Here is an 18,221-nt window from a genome sequence, read left to right on the forward strand (position 1 = left end):
GGTTACTACGCCCTGGCGCAGGATCTGGACGCCAGCGGCACCACCTATAACCAGGCGCTGGTCGGCACCTCCTTCGCCAATGCCTTCACAGGCACGTTCACCGGACTGGGTCACACCGTCAGCAACCTGACGATCAATAGCGCTACACAGGACTACATCGGCCTATTTGGCCGCACCGGCAGCACAAGCCAGATTCGCGATATTGGGCTGGTGGGCGGCAGTGTGACGGGTAACGTCTATGTCGGTGCACTGGTCGGTAGGAGTGGCGGTAGCATCAACAACGCTTATGCCACCGGCAATGTAACAGGATGGGGGGTGGTTGGCGGACTGGCTGGGTTCAATGATAGCGGCACTATCAGCAACGCCCACGCCACCGGCAATGTGACAGGCATTGAGGGGGTGGGCGGGCTGCTCGGGGTTAACCACGGGATCATCAGCAATGTCTACGCCACCGGCAACGTGAACGCTGAAACGAACTACGCCGGTGGGTTGGTTGGGAAAAGCGCCAAAAGCACTACTGCCGACAGCACCATCAACAACGCCTATGCCACCGGCAACGTGACCGGAGGCAGCAGTGTTGGCGGGTTGGTGGGAGACAGCAGCAATAGCACTATCAGCAACGCCCATGCTACCGGAAGCGTAAAGGGGAATAGCATGGTTGGCGGCCTGGTCGGGCAAAACTTCAGCGCCAGTATTAGCAACGCCTTTGCCACGGGTAACGTGACGGGGGCTCAAGGGAGTGTGGGTGGCCTGGCCGGGTATAACGGCGGTAGTACGATCAGCAACGCTTATGCCACCGGCGACATAACGGCGGCGGCGGAAGCTGCCTTCGCCGGTGGCTTGGTCGGTAATAATAATTTCGGCACGATTCGCAATGTCTATGCCACGGGCAACGTGACGGGCGGCCGCCGCGGTGTCGGCGGCCTGCTGGGGTATAGCGACGACGGCAGCACCCTGAGTTACGCCTATGCCAGCGGTAGCGTAACGAGCAGTGGCAGCGATGTCGGTGGGCTAATCGGCGAAAATTACAACAGCACCACCACGGCCATTTTCTACGCCACCACCGATGCCGACGGCAACATCATCAACAACGGCGGCCAAGCAACCGGGGTCTTCACCGGCAATACCAATGGCGAAGCTAAAACCTGGGGGGAGCTGACAAACGCGAACACCTACAGCGGCTGGGACAACAGCATCTGGGTATTTACTGCCAACGCCGATGTCGAAGGGTATTACCAGGGCATGCCTTACCTCGTCGGCGTGACCCGCGAACAGGATATCGCTGGTGGCACCCTGTTCCAGAGCGGCTGGGGTACCACCCAGAGCCCCTACAGCATCACCAACTGGCTGCAACTGGCCAATATCGGCAACGTGCTGAACGGCGGTTACTATTTCAGCCTGAGCAACAACCTCGACCAGGACAGCCTTGGCTATACCACCCTGGCCAGCGCCACCGCCAATGCCGGCGCGGGCTGGAATCCGCTGGGTAATATCGTCAACCCGTTCACCGGCACATTCGACGGGCTCAGCCATACCATCAGCGACCTCAACATCGCCCGCAGCGATACGAACAACGTCGGTTTGTTCGGCTACACCGGCAGCGGCAGCGTGATCCGCAATATCGGTCTGGTCGGCGGCAGCGTCTCGGGCAGAAACTTCGTCGGCGGGCTGGTCGGATACAACTCCAGGGGCACCATCAGCAACGCCTATGTCACCGGCAGCGTCTCGGGCAATATCAACGTCGGCGGGCTGGTCGGTGTCAGCGACTCGGGAACCATCCGCAACGCCTATACAACCGGTAGCGTCTTGGGCAGTGACTACGTCGGCGGGTTGGTCGGATACAACGTCCGAGGAAGCATCAACAACGCCTATACAACCGGCAGCGTCTCGGGCAGAAACTTCGTCGGCGGGCTGGTCGGATACAACTCCGAGGGCGCCATTGGCAGCGCCTATGCCACCGGCAGCGTCTTGGGCAGTGACAACGTCGGCGGGCTGATCGGATATAACTTCCAGGCGACCATCAGCAACGCCTATGCAACCGGCAACGTCTCGGGCAATAGCCAAGTCGGCGGGCTGGTCGGACTCAACAACTCGGGGACCATCAGCAGCAGCTTCTACGCCACCACCGATGGCGATGGCAACGCCATTAACGGCAGTGGCGCAACTACAAGTCCGTTCAACGGAAATCGTTATGGCACGGGCAAAACCTGGGCCGAACTCACCCAGGCCTCAACCTTCACAGGCTGGGATATCGCCACCACAGGCGGCTCGAATGCCGTCTGGCGCATCTACAACGGCCACAGTGGGCCAATGCTGCGCAGCTTCCTGCAGAGCGTTACGCTCACCGCCGACGCCAGCGGCGGCAGCCAAACCTATGACGGCAGCGCCGCCACAGGCACAACCACCTACACCAGCACCCTGGGCAACGCGCTCGACACCAGCAAGCTTCTGGGCAACCTGAGTTATACGAGCAATAGCAAGAACGCCGGCACTTACAACAGTGCGGATGGCACCTTGACTCTCAGTGGGCTGTACTCGGGCCAACAGGGCTACGACATCAGCTATACCGACACCAGCCTGACCATCAGCAAGGCCAACCTGGCCATCACCGGCATCAGCGCGCTCAACAAAACCTACGACGCCACCACCGCTGCCACCCTGGCCGGCAGCGCCAGCGTGAAGGTCCTCGGGGCAGATGTGGTTGCCGTCACCGGGACGGGCGTCGGCACCTTCGCTGACAAAAATGCCGGTACCAACAAGGCCGTCACCGTCACGGGCTACGCCCTGAGTGGCACCGATGCTGACAACTACAACATCGTCCTGCCCAGCGGGTTGACTGCTGACATCGACAAAGTCGACCTCGCCGTCACTGCCCTTGATGCCAGCAAAACCTACGACGGCCTCGCCTTCACTGGCGGCAACGGCGTCAGCTACAGCGGCTTCGTCAATGGTGAGAATGCCGATGTGCTCGGCGGCAGCCTCACCTACGGCGGCAGCGCCCAAGGTGCGGTCAATGCCGGTCTTTATGAGCTGAACGTCAGCGGCCTGACCTCAGACAATTACGCCATCAGCTACAACACAGGCAGCCTCAACGTCGACAAGGCAGCCGCGACCGTCACGGCCAACAGCGGCCAGGTAACCTACAACGGCCAACAGCAGAACATTACCGGCTTTACCGCCAGCGGCCTGGTCAACGGTGAAACGGCAGACGTGCTCAGCGGTGTCAGCACCCTCGGCGGCGGCATCAATGCCGGCACTTACACCCACAGCGCCAGAGGCACGGACGGCAACTACGCCCTGACCTTTGTCGACGGTGCTCTCACCATCGACAAGGCCGCGCTCACCGTCACCGCCAACAACGTCAGCAAAACCTACGACGGCCTGTCTTTCAGTGGCGGTAATGGCGTCAGCTACAACGGTTTGGTCAACGGCGAAGACGCCAGCGTGCTCGGTGGCACCTTGGTCTACGCCGGCAGCGCACAGGGCGCGGTCAACGCCGGTAGCTACGAACTAAACATCAGCGGCTTGACCTCGGGCAATTACGCCATCAGCTATAACGCAGGCAGCCTCAACGTCGACAAGGCAGCCGCGACCGTCACGGCCAACAGCGGCACCGTCACCTACAACGGCCAACGGCAGGGCATCACCGGCTTTACCGCCAGCGGCCTGGTCAACGGTGAAACGGCAGATGTGCTCAGCGGTGTCAGTACCACCGGCGGCGCGGGCATCAATGCCGGCACTTACACTCACAGTGCTAACGGCACGGACGGCAACTACGCCCTGACCTTTGTCGACGGTGCCCTGACCATCGACAAGGCCGCACTCACCGTCACCGCCAACAACGTCAGCAAAACTTATGACGGCCTCGCCTTCAATGGCGGCCATGGCGTCAGCTACAGCGGTTTCGTCAATGGTGAGAATGCCGACGTACTCGGTGGCACCCTCACCTACGGCGGCAGCGCCCAGGGCGCAATCAATGCCGGCCTTTACGACCTGAGCGTTAGCGGCCTGACCTCAGGCAATTACGCCATTAGGTTCCTTGATGGCAGCCTGACCATCAACGCTCAACGTCAAGCCGCGCTACCTCAGGCTTATGGGGATGCGCTCGCAGCCATGCAGCCTACTCGTGACAGCACCCTTGCGGACCTTCCCTCCCGCGTTATCGACCTCTACCAGGTCGCCGATAGCGGCATCCGTCTGCCGGAAGGACTGTAGCAGCCTCGGTTTGCCTCAACCCCACCAGCCTCAGGGCCAGATTTTTATCCGCCTAAAACCTGTCACCTCGCCGGGACGGGCCAGCGCAAGAGGAAGTTGTAATGAACAGGGTCTTTACGGTCATCTGGAACACCGCACTGGGTGCCTGGGTCGTTGCCAGCGAGCAAGCCCGCCGCGGCGGTAAAGGTGCCGGTGGTGTGCTCGCCACCACCCTGTTGCTGCCAACTCTGGCGCTCGCCGCCGACCTGCCCAGCGGTGGCCAGGTGGTCTCCGGCAGCGGGGCGATCAGCACGCCAACGGCCAAGCAGATGGTTATCGACCAAGCCAGCAACAAACTCGCTATCGACTGGCAGAGTTTCGATATCGCTGCCGGCAACAAGGTGAGCTTCCAGCAGCCCGGCCGCGATGCCATTGCGCTGAACCGCGTGCTTGGCAGCGACGGCTCGCAGATCATGGGCCAACTCGATGCCAATGGCCGAGTGTTCCTGATCAACCCCAACGGGGTGCTGTTCGGTGCCGGAGCCAGCGTTAACGTCGGCGGCCTGGTCGCCTCCACGCTGGACATCAGCAACAGCGATTTTGAGGCCGGCAACTACCGCTTCAAGGGCGATGGCAGCAACGCCCGCGTTATCAACAAGGGCCAGATCACCGCAGCCGATGGCGGCAGCGTCGCCCTGCTCGGCGGCACCGTGAGCAACAACGGGGTGATCGTCGCCAACCAGGGCACGGTGGCCCTGGCCGCTGGCAACGCGGTGACCCTGGACTTTGCCGGCGACGGCCTGCTTAACGTGCAGGTCGATGAGGCGGTGAAGGATGCGCTGGTGGAAAACCAGCAACTGATCCAGGCCGACGGTGGCAACGTCATCCTTACCGCCAGCGCGGCCGATGCCCTGCTGCAAACCGTGGTCAACAACACCGGTGTGATCCAGGCCCGCACCCTGGGCGAGAAGGACGGCAAGATCGTCCTGCTCGGCGACTTCGGCGGCGGCACGGTGCAGGTCGCCGGCACCCTGGATGCCAGCGCGCCGGATGGCGGCAATGGCGGTTTTATCGAAACCTCTGGTGCTCACGTCAAGGTGGCTGACAATGCGAAAGTCACCACCAAGGCGGCGGACGGCAAGACCGGTACCTGGCTGATCGACCCCACCGACTTTACCGTCAGCACCGGCAGTGCCAGCCAGACCACCAGCGGCATTGGCGCCAGCGTACAACCCGTCACCCTGGCCACAGTGGCCAGCGGCAGCGAAGCGGGCGATATCAACGTCAATGCGGCCGTGAGCTGGAGCGCGAATACCACGCTGACCATGGATGCCCACGGCGATATCAACCTCAACGCCGCGATCACCGCCAGCGGCGACAGCGCCGGGCTCAAGTTGAACCATGGCGGCTACACCCAGAACAGCGGCACGGTCGCCAGCGGCAGCGATTACCAGGTCAAGGCACCGGTGACCCTTAGCGGCAGCAATGCCAGCCTGAGCATCAACGGCAACGATTACACGCTGATCCGCAGCATGGCCGAGTTGGATGCGTTGGATGCCGCAGGCACAGGCGTGACCGGTTACTACGCCCTGGCGCAGGATCTGGACGCCAGCGGCACCACCTATAACCAGGCGCTGGTCGGCACCTCCTTCGCCAATGCCTTCACAGGCACATTCACCGGACTGGGTCACACCCTCAGCAACCTGACCATCGAGGCAGGCGGTACGAGTAATGTCGGCCTGTTTGGCTACGCCAGCAGCGGCAACCTGATCCGCGATATTGGGCTGCTCAACGGCAGCGTAACAGGGCTCAGCTATGTCGGCGGGCTCGTTGGCTGGCACAACGGAGGGGTGATCAGCAACGCCTACAACACGGGTAGCGTGGGCGGGGTGAATATCGCCATCACCGGCGCAGAGATAGAGTCGTCGAGTGTCGGCGGCCTGGTCGGCCTCAGCACCGGCCGCTTTGACCGTGTCCATGCCAGCGGTGACGTCACAGGCACTTCGACCGTAGGCGGACTGATCGGCAACAGTGTGGGGGGTAGCATTACCAACGCTTATGCCACAGGGAAGGTGACAGGCACCCGCAACCTCGGTGGCCTGGTTGGCGTCACAAGCGGCACTATTGATACCGCCTATGCCAACGGCGGTGTAACAGGTAGCGGTGACAACATCGGCGGACTGGTCGGCGTCAACTCCAGCGGAACGTCACGTATCAACAACGCCTACGCCACAGGCAGCGTGACAGGCCATGACAATGTTGGCGGGCTGGCCGGGCACAACTACGGCAGCCTCAGTAATGTCTACGCCAGCGGCGACGTGGCAGGTAATGACAACCTGGGCGGGCTGGTCGGCACTAACGCCAGCAGCGCCGCCGCCGGCAGCGCTGCCCCCATCCTCAGCGCCTATGCCACCGGCAACGTCATGGGCAACAACAGTGTCGGCGGGCTGGTCGGCTACAACTACAAAGGTGGCGCCCTCAGCAACGTTTACGCCAGTGGGCGGGTGGCCGGCAACAGCGCCGTTGGCGGGCTACTCGGCTACAACAACGGCACGGCCATTAACGGCCATTGGGACACCGACAGCACCAGCCAAGGCGTTGAGGTAGAGGTACAGGGCAACGACAGCTTTGTAGATGCTGCCACGATCGAGGGGGTCAATAGCAGCAATCGCTACATCAGCGGTTATTACGCCTATTTCGGCACCTGGAGCCAGGTCAGCGATAACGTCTACGTGACCACCGACAGCAACGGCAATGGCTGGATCATGATCGCGGGGAGCACCCGGCCCTTCCTGGCCAGCGAATACAGCACCAGCATCAGCAATGCCCACCAGTTGCAGCTTATGGCCTACGACCTGGGCGCCAGCTACACCCTGGCCAGTGATATCGACGCCAGCGCCACCAGCGGCAGCAATGCCAGTGGCATGTGGAGCACGGCGGGGTTCTCACCCGTGGGCAATGAGCCCAATCCATTCACCGGCAGCCTGGATGGCAACAGTCGTTCGGTCAGCGACCTGACCATTAAACGCACCACACACTATGCAGGCCTGTTTGGTCGCAGCAGCGGCAGCATAAGCAACCTGGGGCTGGAGGGGGTGAGCATTGAGGGGTTCGGCTTGGTCGGCGCCCTGGCGGGTGCCAACGACGGCAGCATAAACAACGTCTACGCCACGGGCAGAGTTTTGGGCATGGACTCTGGCATCGGCGGGCTGACCGGTGTCAATCGCGGCACAATCAACAACGCCTATGCCAGGAGCAACGTCACCGGTAAATACCGCGTCGGCGGATTGGTGGGCTTCAGCAACGTCGACAGCCGCATCAGCAACGTCTACGCCACCGGCAACGTCACAAGCGTTGTCAGCGAAGCTGGCGGGCTGGTCGGTTTCAACGCCGGTAGCATTACCCAGGCCTATGCCACCGGTAACGTCACAGGCGCCTACGACGGTGGACTGGTCGGCTACAACAACGGCTCGATCAGTGCCTCTTTCTGGCTGAGCAGCGTTTTGTCCAAAGGCTTCGGCCACCAAGGCGGCACGGTCAGCGCCAACTCCCGCGGCTTGACGGCGGTCGAAGCGACCACGGCCAGCACCTTCACCAACGCGGGCTGGGATATCGCCAGTACGGGCGGCTCGAATGCCATTTGGCGCATCTATGACGGCCACAGCGCCCCGTTGCTGCGCAGCTTCCTGCAGAGCATTACGCTCAACGCCGATGCCAGCGGCGGTAGCAAAACCTATGACGGCACCGCCGCCACAGGCACAACCACCTACACCAGCAGCCTGGGCAACGCGCTCGACAGCAGTAAGCTTCTGGGCAGCCTGGGTTATACCAGCACCAGCCAGAACGCCGGCACTTACAGCCTGGCCGATGGCACACTGATCTTGAACGGCCTGTACTCCGACCAGCAAGGCTACGACATCAGTTACACCACATCGGGCGACGTCAGCCTGACCATCGACAAAGCCGCGCTCACTGTCACTGCGGCTGACGCCAGCAAGACTTACGACGGCCTCGCCTTCAGTGGCGGCAACGGCGTCAGCTACAACGGCTTCGTCAATGGAGAGAATGTCGATGTGCTCGATGGCAACCTCACCTACGGCGGCAGCGCCCAGGGCGCGGTCAATGCCGGCCTTTATGACCTGAACGTCAGCGGCCTGACCTCAGGCAACTACGCCATCAGCTACACCGCAGGCAGCCTCAACGTCGGCAAGGCAGCCGCGACCGTCACGGCCAACAGCGGCACCGTCACCTACAACGGCCAACAGCAGGGCATCACCGGCTTTACCGCCAGCGGCCTGGTCAACGGTGAAACGGCAGACGTGCTCAGCGGTGTCAGCACCCTCGGCGGCAGCGGCATCAATGCCGGCACTTACACCCACAGTGCCAGAGGCACGGACGGCAACTACGCCCTGACCTTTGTCGACGGCGCCCTGACCATCGACAAGGCCCAGGCAACCGTTACTGCCAACAGCGGCCAGGTAACCTACAACGGCCAACAGCAGAGCATTGCTGGTTTTACCGCCAGCGGCCTGGTCAACGGTGAAACGACAGATGTGCTCAGCGGTGTCAGTACCACCGGCGGCGCTGGCATCAATGCTGGCACTTACACTCACAGTGCTGGCGGCACGGACGGCAACTACGCCCTGACCTTTGTCGATGGCGCCCTGAACATCGACAAGGCCCAGGCTACCGTCACTGCCAACAGCGGCCAGGTGACCTACAACGGCCAAGAGCAGAGCATTGCTGGTTTTACCGCCAGCGGCCTGGTCAACGGTGAAACGACAGATGTGCTCAGCGGTGTCAGTACCACCGGCGGCAGCGGCATCAATGCTGGGACTTACACTCACAGTGCTAGCGGCACGGACGGCAACTACAGCCTGACATTCGTCGATGGCGCCCTGACCATCGACAAGGCCGACCTCGCCGTCACCGCCCTCGATGTCAGCAAAACCTACGATGGCCTGGCCTTCAATGGCGGCAATGGCGTCAGCTACAGCGGCTTCGTCAATGGCGAAAACGCCGATGTGCTCGGCGGCACCCTCACCTACGGCGGCAGCGCCCAAGGCGCAGTCAATGCCGGTCTTTATGACCTGAACGTCAGCGGCCTGACCTCAGGCAACTACGCCATCAGCTACAACGCAGGCAGCCTCAACGTCGACAAGGTCGCCCTCAGCGTCACCGCCCTCGATGTCAGCAAAACCTACGACGGCCTGGCCTTCAATGGTGGCAACGGCGTCAGCTACAGCGGCTTCGTCAATGGTGAGAATGCCGATGTGCTCGGCGGCACCCTCACCTACGGCGGCAGCGCCCAGGGTGCGGTCAATGCCGGTCTTTATGACCTGAGCGTTAGCGGCCTGACCTCGGGCAATTACGCCATCAGCTACACCGCAGGCAGCCTGACCATCGCGGCCTTGCCTGCGGAGATTCCGCAGCCTGCCCTTACACCGGCTGTCGGTCTGCGCGATGCCATCGCCTCCGCCCAGCACACCGATAACTACGCCAATCAAGCTGGCGACGGCGAAAGCCCCGAGCTGTTCACCGTGGTGGCCGGCGGCCTGCGCGTGCCTCAGGGGCTGTGAACATACCTGCATTCGCTCGCCGCCACTGCCCACTACCATCCCCCTAAAAAGAGGTATCCCATGCCTACACTAAAAACCTGGCCTACTCTGCTGACCTCGGCCTTGCTCCTGACCATCGCACCCTGCAGCCTGGCTGCACCTGCACCCTACAGCGGCATGCAGGTGTTCGGTGACAGCCTGAGCGACGCCGGCCAGTTCCCCGATATGCAGTTGCCCGGCGAAAGCCTGCGCTTCACCAACCGCGACGGTGTCGGCCAACCTTATGCACTGAATGCATCGACCCGCCTGGGCCAGCGCCTGGGTATAGAGGCCGGGCAACTCGCGGCTTCCACCTCGGTGGTCAATGCCACGCTTGGGCTGGCCGATGGCAATAACTGGGCGACCGGCGGCTATACCACCCCCCAGATACTCGACTCGATCACCGCCACCTCCAGTGTCGCCAGTGGCGGGCTGGTGTTGCGCCAGCGTGACGGCTACCTGCCCTGGTTGGCGGCGCAGGGGCTGCGGGTCGATCCCAATACGCTGTTCTACCTCAACGGCGGCGCCAACGATTTTTTCCAGCAATCGGCCATCGATCCCAGCGCCATCGACGCGGCCTTCAGCATCACCTCCGCCAACACCCTGGCTGACAGTGCCGCCGCCCTGGATCAAGCAGGGGCCCGTTACATGATGGTCTGGCTGCTGCCCGACCTGGGTCGCACACCTGGCTCGGCATTAGCCGGCGACCCCGCTACCAGCGCCGGCTTGTCCGCACTCAGCAGCCTGTTCAACCAGACCCTGGTTACCCGCCTCGCGGCCCTGGACAGCAACGTCATCGGCCTGAACATTCCTTTGCTGTTCGACGAAGTGGTTGCCGACCCCGCCCGTTATGGCCTGGCGGCGGGCCAGGACCTCACCGGCACTTGCTACGACAGCAGCGCTGGCGACTGCCTGGAAAACCCCGTCTATGGCCTGAACGGCAGCACCCCGGACGCCAGCCAGTTGCTGTTCAACGATTTCGGCCACCCCACGACCACCGGCCAACAGTTGATCGCTGACTATGCCTACTCACTGCTCGCCGCGCCCTGGGAAATCTCTCTGCTGCCGGAAACCGCCCAGGCCAGCCTACGCGCCCACCAGAGCTGGCTGCGCAACCAGTGGCAAGCCGACGAAGGCGCCTGGCAGGCGCCCGGACACTGGCGCGTCAGCGTCGGCGGCGGGGCAACCGCGCTGGACCTCGATGGCCAACGCAGCGCCGCCAGCGGCGATGGCCGTGGCCACAGCCTCGACATGGCCGCCAGCTACCGGCTGCGAGACGACTGGCGCCTGGGCCTGAGCCTCGGTGTGGCGCGGCAGACGCTTGAGGCTGGCGCTCAGGCGTCCGACTACCGCCTGGACAGCCAGTTGCTCGGCGCCTTCGCTCAGTACCGTCACCACGCCTGGTGGGCTGATACCAGCCTGACTGGCGGTCGCCTGGACTATGGCGACCTGGAACGTCGCTTCGCCCTGAACAGCGATACGCGCACGGAAAAGGGCAATACGGACGGCGACCTCTGGGCCGTCTCTGGCCGCTTCGGCTACCAGTTGTTCGCCGATGCGCCTTGGCAATTGAGCCCCTTCCTCAGTGCCGACTACGCCAAGGTTCAGGTGGACGGCTACGGCGAAGATGGCCTGCGCTCCAGCGCGCTGACTTACGCCGACCAGGAGGTCACCTCCAAGCGCCTCGGCGCCGGCCTGCGTGGCGCGCTGCAACTGGCTCCGGCCACCCGGCTGTACGCCGAGGTCGCCTACCAGCACGAGTACGAAGACGCTACCCGCGAACTGCAGATGCACCTTCGCAGCCTGCCGAGCCTGGACTATCGCCTGCGTGGCTACACCCCTGCCAGCGACCAGCACACGGCGACCCTTGGCCTCAGCCATCGGTTCAGCGAAGGGCTGGCACTGCGCGCCGACTACAACTATCGCCAGGCGGACGACGACAGCCAGCAAGGGCTGAGCCTGGCCTTGAGCCTGGACTACTGAGCACAGGCTGGGCGCTACGTCACAGAACGAGCGCCAATAACCGAGCTGCCGCCGAAACTGGCGGTGGCCTCGCCCCGTGCAACCCCACGCCCAAATAAATCCGGCACACTACGGCTGACCAGCGGCGCCCGCCTGCCATCACGCGATGGCGGGCAAACCGCACTTCTCGATTTATCCAGCCTTGGTAAGCCCACCATGCTCGATACCCTTGATGCTGATATCCAGCAGCGCATCGCCGAAGAGTTGGCCCTGCTCTTCGATCCACCAATCGCGGCGGCACGCCGCCCACCCGTACGACGGGCGCCGCCGCCGGTCATGCTCGATCATCCGCGGATTGCCAAAGCGGTGCGCCTGCTCGAACGCAACCCCTCCACCCTGGTACGCCTCAAGGATGCCGCCGCGCACATCAACCTCAGCCCTTTCCATTTTCAGCGGCTCTTTCAAGAGGTGATGGGCGAGTCACCCAGTGGCTACTTGCGCCGCGTGCTGTTGTCTCGCGCAGCAATGAACCTGCAAATGAGCGATGAGTCCGTGTTGCAGGTAGCCCTCAACGCCGGCTACGCCAGCCATGAGGCATTCATCCGCGCCTTCCAGCGTCAGTTTGGCGAAGTCCCCAGCCAGTATCGCCTGCGTAGCCAGGGCTTGACCCTGCCTGCACTGGAGGAAGATCTGCAGCGACTACCGCGCGTCCAGGTTGCCCAAGAGCCACACTTGCCACTCCTGGCGATGCGTTTTCATGGGCCGCAGCACCGTATCGAGGCGCACTGGCAGGCCTTCGCGGATTACCTGCGCGGTCTGGGGCTGGACCTATCGACGCTCCAGGCCTTCGGCGTGTTTTATGACTCCCCGCTGATCACGCCCGCCGAACTGATGCGCTATGACTGCGCGATTCTTGACCCTGGCTTCGAGCCGAGTGGGACGGCCCTGACCAGGCTCGACCTGCACGCCGGGCGCTATGTCAGCCTGAAGCATGAGGGGCCTTACTGGCAGGTTCTGCTGGTTTTGCGCACCCTGGCCCTGGCCTGGCTACCGCAATCCGGCGAGATGTTCGCGCCCGCCGCCAATGGTGGCTACGAGCAGTACCTGAGCCCACCCTGGGAGGCGCCCGGCAGTGTGCGTCGGTTTCGCGTGGTGCTGCCGCTGCACGACTTCGCCCAGCGCTGAATCACATTGAGGCGATACCCGCGCATGACGACGCGCAATGGCGTCGGACACAGCGCGGGACGCCCGCGCGTTCGCCTGTTCTGGTGCGCTCGCGCTCATGGCCGTGAGGAACCGCAAGATCTATCAAGCACCCTTTTCGCAGACTTCCTAACCTCCGACAGGTTTTTATCCGCCTAAAACCCTGTCACCTCGCCGGGACGGGCCAGCGCAAGAGGAAGTTGTAATGAACAGGGTCTTTACGGTCATCTGGAACACCGCATTGGGTGCCTGGGTCGTTGCCAGCGAGCAAGCCCGCCGCGGCGGTAAAGGTGCCGGTGGTGTGCTCGCCACCACCCTGTTGCTGCCAACCCTGGCGCTCGCCGCCGACCTGCCCAGCGGTGGCCAGGTGGTCTCCGGCAGCGGGGCGATCAGCACGCCAACGGCCAAGCAGATGGTTATCGACCAGGCCAGCAACAAACTCGCCATCGACTGGCAGAGTTTCGATATCGCTGCCGGCAACAAGGTGAGCTTCCAGCAGCCCGGCCGCGATGCCATTGCGCTGAACCGCGTGCTTGGCAGCGACGGCTCGCAGATCATGGGCCAACTCGATGCCAATGGCCGAGTGTTCCTGATCAACCCCAACGGCTTGCTATTCGGTGCCGGAGCCAGCGTTAACGTCGGCGGCCTGGTCGCCTCCACGCTGGACATCAGCAACAGCGACTTCGAGGCCGGCAACTACCGCTTCAAGGGCGATGGCAGCAATGCCCGCGTTATCAACAAGGGCCAGATCACCGCAGCCGACGGCGGCAGCGTTGCCCTGCTCGGCGGCACCGTGAGCAACAATGGGGTGATCGTTGCCAACCAGGGCACGGTCGCCCTGGCCGCTGGCAACGCGGTGACCCTGGATTTTGCCGGCGACGGCCTGCTTAACGTGCAGGTCGACGAGGCGGTGAAGGATGCGCTGGTGGAAAACCAGCAACTGATCAAGGCCGATGGCGGACAGGTATTGCTGACCGCCAACGCCGCCGATGCCCTGCTGCAAACCGTGGTCAACAATACCGGGGTGATCCAGGCCCGCACCCTGGGCGAGAAGGACGGCAAGATCGTCCTGCTCGGCGACTTCGACGGTGGCACGGTGCAGGTCGCCGGCACCCTGGATGCCAGCGCGCCCAACGGTGGTGATGGCGGCTTTGTCGACACCAGCGGCGCCCATGTGCAGGTCGCCGACGGAGCGACCGTCAACACCAAGGCTGCCAGCGGCAAGACCGGCACCTGGCTGATTGACCCCACCGACTTTACCGTCAGCACCGGCAATGCCAGCCAGTCCACCAGCGGCATTGGCGCCACCACCACCAGCGTCACCCTGGCCACAGTGGCCAGCGGCAGCGAAGCGGGCGATATCAACGTCAATGCGGCCGTGAGCTGGAACGCGAATACCACCCTGACCCTCGATGCCCACGGCGATATCAACCTCAACGCCGCCATCAGCGCCAGCGGCGACAGCGCCGGGCTCAAGCTGAACCATGGCGGCTACACCCAGAACAACGGCAGCGTTGCCAGCGGCAGCGATTACCACATCAAGGCGCCGGTGACCCTTAGCGGCAGCAATGCCAGCCTGAGCATCAACGGCAACGATTACACGCTGATCCGCAGCATGGCCGAGTTGGATGCCATCGACAGCACCGGGCTGTCGGGGCGCTATGCCCTGGCGCAGGATCTGGACGCCAGCGGCACCACCTATAACCGGGCATTGGTCGGCGACTTCAGCAACAGATTCAACGGCACCTTCACGGGCCTGGGCCATACCATCAGCAACCTGACCATCGACGCCGGAAATGCGAGTGATGCCGGCCTGTTTGGTTACATCGCCAGTGGCGGCCTGGTCCGTGATATCGGGCTGCTGGACGGCAGCGTAATCGGGGGCGGCTATACCGGTGGATTGGCAGGCAATAATGCCGGCCTGATCAGCAATGCCTACAACACGGGCAGCGTAACCGCCCTTGGCTGGGTCTTCGAGGGCACCTCGATTGCGGCGACGCATGTCGGCGGGTTGGTCGGTTTCAACAACGGTACGGTCGATAACGCCTACGCCAACGGTGACGTGACCAGCACACAGGCCAGCAGTATAGGTGGGCTGGTCGGCACCAACTTCGGCACCCTCAGAAACGTCCATGCCAGCGGCAACGTTACCGGCACCAGCACCGTCGGCGGCTTGGCTGGCGGCTCCAGCGGCAATATAGACAACGCCTACGCGACCGGCAGCGTGACAGGCGCGGCCAACAATGTCGGTGGACTGATCGGCTTCAACTCCGGCAGTGCCTCGCGCATCAACAACGCCTATGCCACGGGCAGCGTAAACGGTGATACACACATTGGCGGGCTAGCCGGGCAGAACGCCGGCAGCCTCAGCAATGTCTACGCCACCGGCAGCGTGGCGGGCGATGAGAATATTGGCGGCTTGGTCGGCACCAACTCCAGCAGTACCGCCAATAACGATGCGAGCATCCTCAGTGCTTATGCCACCGGCAGCGTCACAGGCAGCCGCAACGTCGGTGGCCTGGTCGGCTACAACTACAACCGCGGCATCATCCGCAACGTCCACGCCAGTGGTCGTGTGACCGCTAATAGCGCCGTCGGCGGGCTGCTCGGCTATAACAACGGCACGGCCACTGACGGACACTGGGACACCGACAGCACCGGCCAAGGCGCTGAAGTAGGGGTGCAAGGCACCAACAGCTTTGTGGACGGCGCAAGCATTACGGCGGTCAATAGCGACTCTCGCTACAGCAGCTATTTCCGTCTTGGCACCTGGCAGCCAGTCGGCAGCGCCGGCCCAGGTGTTTACCAAACCACCGACAGCAGCGGTAACGGCTGGATCATGATCGCGGGGAGCACCCGGCCCTTCCTGGCCAGCGAATACAGCACCAGTATCAGCAATGCCCACCAGTTGCAGCTTATGGCCTACGACCTGGGCGCCAGCTACACCCTGGCCAGTGATATCGACGCCAGCGCCACCAGCGGCAGCAATGCCAGTGACATGTGGAGCACCGCAGGGTTCTCGCCGGTGGGCACGAGCGGTAATCACTTCACCGGTAGCCTGGATGGGCAGAGCTATGCCATCGGTGGCCTGATCATCAACCGTCCCGGGGAAACCGGGGTCGGACTCTTTGGGCGCCTTGCCGGAACAGCCCAGGGTTTCACGCTGGCCAACGTGTCGATCAACGGCAATGGCCGGGTAGGTAGTGCCGTAGGCTATCTGGCCGCCGGTACGCTTGCCAATGTCCATGTCACCGGCACGGTGAGGGGTGCGGCGGGTCAGGTTGGCGGCTTGGCCGGATGGAATGATCAAGGGTCGATCAGCGGGTCCTCCTCGACGGCAAATGTCAGCGGTAACAGTGAGGTCGGTGGGCTGGTGGGCCTGTCGCGGGCCGCCACAATCACCGATGCCTATGCAACGGGCAGCGTCACCAGCATCGGTGACTTTGCCGGCAGTCTGGTCGGACAAGTATCACTGGGTAGCACCCTGACCAATACCTATGCCAGCGGCGCCGTAACGGGTGCCGGCAGAACCGGTGGGCTGGTCGGCGGCAGCGAGGATGGCGCGGCCACCATCACCAGCAGCTATTGGGACATCAACAGCACCGGCCAGGCGACCAGCGATGGCGGCGGCACCGCCATCGACTCTGCCAGCGCCCGCACCCAGGCCGCCTTGGTTTATGCCGGTTTCGACTTCGCCAATACCTGGGTAATGTTCGAGGGCGATACACGGCCGATGCTGCGCAGTGAATACGCAACGACCATCTTCACCCCCCATGCCCTGCAACTGATGGCACTGGATCTGTCCGCCCGCTACCGCCTGGGGGCCGACCTCAATCTCGGCCCAGCGCTTTCAGCCTACGGCAATGGCTACTACGGCGATGTCTGGGGGGCGGCAGGGTTCAAACCTGTGGGCAACGCCAGCAACGCCTTTACCGGCTCGCTGGACGGCCAAGGCCACCTGATTCGCAGCCTCAGGATAGATCGAGAAAATGAAAGCCAAGTGGCACTGATCGGCCAGACGGCAGCCGGTGCGCAGATCCGCGACCTGGGCCTGGTCGGTGGAAGTGTCTACGGCTATGACAATGTCGCCAGCCTGGTCGGCAGCAACTACGGTGGCATGCTGAACGGTGTCTATGCCTCGGTCGCGGTCAGCTCCAGTCCCGGAGGGCGCGCCATCGGCGGGTTGGTTGCACGCAATCGCGACGGCGGCCTCATCCGCAACAGCTACGCCACCGGCAACGTCAGCGGTGGTGAGAACGTCGCGGGCGGGCTAGTGGGCGAAAACCAGGGAACGCTGGAAAACGCCTATGCCACGGGTAACGTGACCGGTTCCAGCCATGTCGGGGGGCTGGTAGGTAGCAATGTAAGAGCCAGCGATAATCTCGGCATAATCCGCAACGCCTATGCCACCGGTAGCGTGACTGGCAATAACCTTGTCGGCGGGCTGATTGGATACAGCTTATACGGCACCGTCATTGACAGTTTCTACGCAACCTCTGATCCCGGCGGCAATGCCATCAACAACAGCGGCGCCAGCACGGGCGTCTTCACGGGTAACGCCTTAGGCACAGCCAAGACCTGGGCCGAGCTGCTCCAGGCGGACACTTTCTCGACCTGGGACCTGTCCGGCAAAGGTGGCGAGAGCACCGTCTGGCGTATCTATGACGGCGACAGCACGCCACTGCTGCGCGGTTTCCTGCGTGCCTTGACGGTCAATGCCGACATCACCTCGGTAACCGGCAAGACCTACGATGGCAGCGTGGCCAGCGGTACGCTGCCCCACTACACAACCAGCGTGGGCGATGGCCTCAATTCCAGCCTATTGCTCGGCGGTCTGGGTTACACCAGCACCAGCCAGAACGCCGGCACTTACAGCGTGGCCGACGGCACACTGATCTTGAACGGCCTGTACTCCGGCCAGCAAGGCTACGACATCAGTTACACCACATCGGGCGACAGCAGCCTGACCATCGACAAGGCCGCACTCACTGTCACCGCCAACAACGCCAGCAAAACCTACGACGGCCTCGCCTTCAGTGGCGGCAATGGCGTCAGCTACAGCGGCTTGGTCAACGGCGAAGACGCCAGCGTGCTCGGCGGTAGCCTGAGCTATGGCGGCAGCGCCCAGGGCGCGGTCAATGCCGGCAGCTATGCCCTGAACGTCAGCGGCCTGACCTCAGGCAATTACGCCATCAGCTACACCGCAGGCGCCCTGACCATCGACAAGGCCGCACTCACTGTCACTGCGGCTGACGCCAGCAAAAC

The 18,221-nt window shown here is 63.1% G+C and carries 5 protein-coding genes; all 5 read left to right on the forward strand.

What is annotated here, in order from left to right; genetic code table 11:
- Positions 1-4,215: beta strand repeat-containing protein (locus tag BMW49_RS17595; RefSeq protein ID WP_090391021.1), on the forward strand; the 4,215-nt coding region annotated here is incomplete at its 5' end.
- Between the two features lie 101 nt (positions 4,216-4,316).
- Entirely contained in the window at positions 4,317-9,773 is a 5,457-nt protein-coding gene (locus BMW49_RS17600; RefSeq protein WP_090391024.1) for an MBG domain-containing protein, read from the forward strand.
- Between the two features lie 60 nt (positions 9,774-9,833).
- Positions 9,834-11,774, forward strand: a complete 1,941-nt coding sequence (locus BMW49_RS17605; RefSeq protein ID WP_069522426.1) for an autotransporter domain-containing SGNH/GDSL hydrolase family protein — start codon at positions 9,834-9,836, stop codon at positions 11,772-11,774.
- 195 nt (positions 11,775-11,969) lie between these two features.
- Positions 11,970-12,938: an AraC family transcriptional regulator gene (locus BMW49_RS17610; RefSeq protein ID WP_208600976.1), complete on the forward strand. Its 969-nt coding sequence runs from the start codon at positions 11,970-11,972 to the stop codon at positions 12,936-12,938.
- A gap of 223 nt (positions 12,939-13,161) precedes the next feature.
- Positions 13,162-18,221, forward strand: a 5,060-nt coding sequence (locus BMW49_RS17615; RefSeq protein WP_090391027.1) for a GLUG motif-containing protein, incomplete at its 3' end; no start/stop codon positions are given.

This window comes from Pseudomonas cuatrocienegasensis (assembly GCF_900110925.1).
Lineage (GTDB): Bacteria > Pseudomonadota > Gammaproteobacteria > Pseudomonadales > Pseudomonadaceae > Aquipseudomonas > Aquipseudomonas cuatrocienegasensis.